Origin of the sequence: Shewanella sp. 5S214, assembly GCF_041439795.1 — a bacterium.
Classification (GTDB): Bacteria; Pseudomonadota; Gammaproteobacteria; order Enterobacterales; family Shewanellaceae; genus Shewanella; species Shewanella vesiculosa.
The window spans coordinates 1-1,387 of sequence record NZ_JBGOOV010000074.1; the positions used below are offsets into that span (position 1 = coordinate 1).

The 1,387-nt window shown below is 37.4% G+C and carries 1 protein-coding gene; it reads left to right on the plus strand.

Annotation, left to right across the window (positions count from 1 at the left end; all coding sequences use genetic code 11):
* The first annotated feature begins 535 nt into the window (after positions 1 to 535).
* Positions 536 to 1,003, plus strand: a complete 468-nt coding sequence (locus tag ACED29_RS21100) for a hypothetical protein (RefSeq protein ID WP_371698684.1) — start codon at positions 536 to 538, stop codon at positions 1,001 to 1,003.
* Positions 1,004 to 1,387: the final 384 nt, after the last annotated feature.

Sequence of the window (1,387 nt, forward strand, 5' to 3'; positions counted from 1 at the left end):
GTTCTGAGTTGAATCACACCAATTGCGAGCAAGGTATGCAAATCATTTATGCCCCATTGTGAGTAAGTGCGATCTACTTATAAGAAATATAACCATGCAGTTTGGTATAGAAAATATAATGGTTGCGAAGATACGGTGAAATCTTTTGATTCCTCAGATGATGCAGCGAGAGAAGTTTTGGGTTTGGTATCTCCAATATCAGAGGCATTTAATGTAGAAATTGGAGGTAGTATTTACCATGATAGACTGGGATACCATTATAGTTCCCCTGTAGTAGGCAGTTCGACCTCAGTCTATATAACTTTTGGTTTGGATGGATACCATACGCATCCAAATGCATTTTTGAATTTTCAAATAGCCATAATTCTGAAAGTGGTGGTACAGGAGATGTTAGCTGGTTAAATGATTCGAGAAACAGGAACGTAATATTGTATCTAGGAACGCAAATTGGCGGTAAAATTTTTATAGGAAGCTGTACTGCAGTAACTTGCTTTGATAGTCCATATAGAACTGAACCCAGTAAGGTATTGTAACTATGCGTTTTATTTTATTAATAATTATTCTTATGTTTCAACTTGGTTGTGCGGACCAGAGGGCTAGGCCATTTTTAGATCCATTTCCGCCACTAATCGCTTCTTGCTTGAATGCATATAGTACCAGTGGCGATGACGGACAAGATATTGAAGATATTGACCGAGTTTTTGTTGTGTATGTTGATAAAGGTAAATTTGTGGATATCTTTTTCTCTCATGGTGATACAGGCTCTTTTGACAAAAAAAAGGATGACTACAAAGGAATTTTATCTTGCAGTGGTATTTTAGATGGGGGGTTCAATATTTATCAGCTTCGCGACCCTCATGGAGCTGCGTATTTTATCGATAAACCTGGTATTGGTAAGGGTGTTATCAATGTGGATACTTGTGGAATAGCAAGAGAACGAATGTATCTCTTTGAGTCAGGAAAGGTAAATTATCAGGGAGAGAAGATTTTTGATTGCCATTAATAAATTTAAACTGCTTAAATTACAAATGGACGCTATTTTCAAATAAGATTTTTTTAAACTGCAAAACAACATGCAAACCGAGCAGTTTTATCTCCACGGGATAACCCTATTCGGTTTGCATGTTGCTTTTTAAGACTTACTCTGTGAGTTTTAGGATTACGATATAGCTTAGGAACTTGTTCTAGTCTAATCACATCGGCCGCCTCACTTCAGATGTGATCCCAGAGAAATTTTAATTCGAAACTTACTAATTCGAGCTAAAAGTCTAACTCGGAAATGTCCACAAATGCGTTATATGCTTTGCTTTCAAATGTACAAATTCAACCCTTAACTTGAGGCCGTTGAAGAAAATAGCGTGAGCTGGCCATGGATGGCCCGCTAGCT